Source organism: Bradyrhizobium sp., assembly GCF_019244115.1.
Classification (GTDB): domain Bacteria; phylum Pseudomonadota; class Alphaproteobacteria; order Rhizobiales; family Xanthobacteraceae; genus Bradyrhizobium.
On record NZ_JAFATE010000574.1, the window covers coordinates 1 to 3,445 of the forward strand.

Below are 3,445 nucleotides of genomic sequence, written 5' to 3' on the forward strand. Positions count from 1 at the left end.
TGGCGTCAAGCGTGGTACGGAACACCTTTCCGTCAAACAGTGCGGCGCCGCGATTGACGATGCCACAGCAGACGATGCGCGGCGTCTCGGCCGGATACTCGATCTTGGTCTTCCAGATCTGCTTGCCGGTCTTGGCGTCGACCGCGATCGTGGCGCTGTGAGTGGTGACGTAGATGATGCCCTGATAGACGAGCGGCTGCGACTCCTCGCTGCGGTCGTCGGCGAGGCTGTAGCTCCAGACCGGAACCAGATTCTTGATGCTGTCCTTGTTGATCTGCGTGAGCGGGCTGAAGCGCTGCAGATTGTAGCCCATCCCGTAATTGAGAACGTTCGACGTGTCGGTCGCGCCCTTGACCAGCTGGTCACTGCTTTGGGCGATCGCCCCGCAGGGCGCAAGAATCACAAGGCTTGCGGCCAACGCAATTTGCTTCATCAGCTCCTCCTCCCCGGTTATTTTTCTGCACACCTTGGTCGGTGTTGCAGCGGCAACAATCTCCCTGAAACTTGGGAACGTCAATACAGAGAGCCGCGCCCTGCGGCAGAATCGACGGCTGATGGAGGGCCGACGAGGTATCCCAGGCTTCGACCGGGTGAGGTCGCTGTTCGCGGATCAATCTGAGGTGGCATGGACGCGCTTGCTTGCCGCGACGGTGCGCCGATCAAGGAAGCGTAGGGTGGGCTAAGCGCAGCGTGCCCACCGTTCTCGACAACGTTCGCGAAAAGATGGTGGGCACGGCGCGAAGGCGCGCCTTTGCCCCCCTACGAAATTCATACCATTCACATCCCGAAATCTATTACCGCTCCCGCTCGGGCACGCGGGTGATCTTTGCGCCGAGCGCGTTCAGCCGCTCCTCGATGCGCTCATAGCCGCGCTCGATCTGGTCGGCGTTATTGATGGTCGAGGTGCCCTCGGCGCAGACGGCGGCGAGCAGCATCGCCATGCCTGCGCGGATGTCGGGCGAGATCATCGAGGCGCCGCGCAGCCGGCTCGGACCTGCGACGATCGCGCGATGCGGATCGCAGAGCACGATGCGCGCGCCCATCGAGATCAGCTTGTCGACGAAGAACATCCGCGATTCGAACATCTTTTCGAACATCAGGATGACGCCGTCGCACTGGCTCGCGGTGACGATCGCAATCGACATCAGATCGGCCGGGAAGGCGGGCCAGGGCTGGTCTTCGAGTTTTGGCACATGGCCGCCAAAATCGTCCTTGATCTTCAGCGTCTGCTCGGACGGCACTATCAGGTCGTCACCGGCGACCTCGCAGACGATGCCGAGCCGCTCAAAGCCCATCCGGATCGAGCGCAGGTGCTCGGTGCCGGCGCGCACGATGCGAAGCGACGAGCGGGTCACCGCGGCGAGCCCGATCAGCGAGCCGACCTCGATGTGGTCGGGCTGAATCGCGTAGTTCGCAGTGCCCAGGGTCGATGGTCCCTGCACCACCATGGTATTGGTGCCAATGCCTTCGATGTCAGCGCCCAGCGCGACCAGGAAATGCGCGAGATCCTGCACATGCGGCTCGGAGGCGGCGTTACGCAAGTACGTCGTGCCTTGCGCCGCGACCGCCGCGACCAGCGCGTTCTCGGTGGCGGTGACGCTCGGCTCGTCGAGAAACACGTCGGCACCCTTCAGGGCGGAGGCGCGGAATTGCAGGCGGTCGGTCGAGGACACCGTCGCGCCGAGCTGCTCGAACGCCAGAAAATGGGTATCGAGCCGGCGGCGGCCGATGACGTCGCCGCCGGGCGGCGGCAGCCCGACCTCGCCGCAGCGGGCGAGCAGCGGGCCGGCGAGCAGGATGGAGGCTCTGATCCGCGCGCACAGATCCGGATCGAGATCGGCGGCGCGGATGTCCTTGGCGTGGATCGCCAGGCGATTGCGGCCGCGCCATTCGGCCTCCGCGCCGACCGAGCGGATCAGTTCCACCAGCGTCTCGGTGTCGCGGATGCGCGGCACGTTATCGAGCGTGACTGGATGTTCGGTCAGGAGCGCCGCGGCGATGATCGGCAGTGCGGAGTTCTTGTTGCCGGAGGGCTCGATGGCGCCCTTCAGGCGATGGCCGCCTTCCACGATATACTGGATCGGCGCGCGCACGGTTCCGTGCTTTTGAACTTCATGCTCCATGGCGCTCCTCTCTGACGTGACCAAAGCGCGAATGGCTGCGATGCGAGCCGCCTCGCGCTTTCCGGGCATGCTTCGCTTTCAGGCCCGCTGGTTAGCAGATTTGCCCACCTTATCTACCGAAAAGCTCAGTCTCTCTCTGCCATTTTCGGCTTGCGCTTCCGCCGAGCTCACACGATTCGCGCAATTGCCGGTACGCGCAGCAGAACGCCTGCCACGAGATAGCAAAGCGCGCAGGCCACGGAGCCGGTCAAGAGGAACTTGAGCAGTGCCGGCGCTGCGACATCGCGCCAGGCGATGGCCACGCCGACCAGAACAGGCGGATGGATGATGTAGATCAGGAAGGCGCGGCGCGCGAGGCTCGCCCAAAACCTGTTCAGGACCGCGAAACGCCGCTGGAAGAAGGCCAGCAGGCCGAGAATGAAGCCCAAGGCGACGAACGGCTCCCAGAAGGCGTAGAGCACGGCCTGCGGGTTGAGGCCGCCTTCGGAAGGCCCGGGAAACACATGGAAGCGCAGGTCGACAAGTCCCGCGAGCGGAAGGATCGGGCAGGCGATCCAGGCGACCTTGAGCCACAATCGCTTGGATGGCGCCGGAATCCGTTCCAACCATTTGCCGCTTGCCGCGGCGCAGCCCGCGGCAAACAGCGCGATGTAGGAGGCGAAATAACCGAGCTGCAGGAAGCCAACGTTCACCCCGACCGGCCAGACCAGCCGCAACAGGAATGCCGCGAGACCGGTGAGCAGCACAGCGCCGAGCAGCGCCGCGTTGGAAGGGAACAATGTTCGGTCCGCGGCCGGCGCGCTCTTGCGCAGAAGTCGCCAGACCAGCCAGACGGCCGCGAAGATCAAAAGGGCCTCGGCGAACCAGAGCGGGCCGGGCTCGAACCGCGCATGCATCCACTGATAGACAAACACGCTGATGAAGGAGCGTCCCTTCGCGGTCTGGGCCAGCGCCTCCGTCAGGGGGTACAGCAGCAGGAAATAGACGAGAAGCGGAATGCCGAGCCGGATCACGCGTTCGCGGACGAAGCCAGCCGCGCCGTGACGATCGAAGGCCGGAGGGGTGAAGTAGCCCGAGAGCAGGAAGAACAGGCCCATGAACCAGGCCTGGTTGACGGTGCAGAACAGGATCAGCAGCACGCCGCTCAGAGATATGGAGGGCGCGATCTCCTTGTAATACCAGCCGCCGATCGCGCCGTAGGTGATGGCGCTATGGTGAAACACCAACAGCAGCGTGACCGCTGCGCGCAAGGCATCGATGCCGCCGTTGCGCTCCTTCGCGCCGGCCTTGGCCGAGCGCAGTGCCGGCCTGACGACCGCAAC

At 64.4% G+C, this 3,445-nt stretch carries 2 protein-coding genes and 1 pseudogene; all 3 read right to left on the minus strand.

Annotated features, from left to right (window positions below; genetic code table 11):
* A pseudogene (locus JOZ76_RS25370) lies at positions 1–433 on the minus strand (PQQ-dependent dehydrogenase, methanol/ethanol family); the annotation flags it as partial.
* Positions 434–794: 361 nt separating this feature from the next.
* Positions 795–2,123, minus strand: coding sequence for a UDP-N-acetylglucosamine 1-carboxyvinyltransferase (murA, locus tag JOZ76_RS25375; RefSeq protein ID WP_291703295.1), 1,329 nt, complete (start codon positions 2,121–2,123; stop codon positions 795–797).
* Between the two features lie 167 nt (positions 2,124–2,290).
* The coding region (locus JOZ76_RS25380; protein WP_366938630.1) for an acyltransferase at positions 2,291–3,445 on the minus strand (1,155 nt) is incomplete at its 5' end.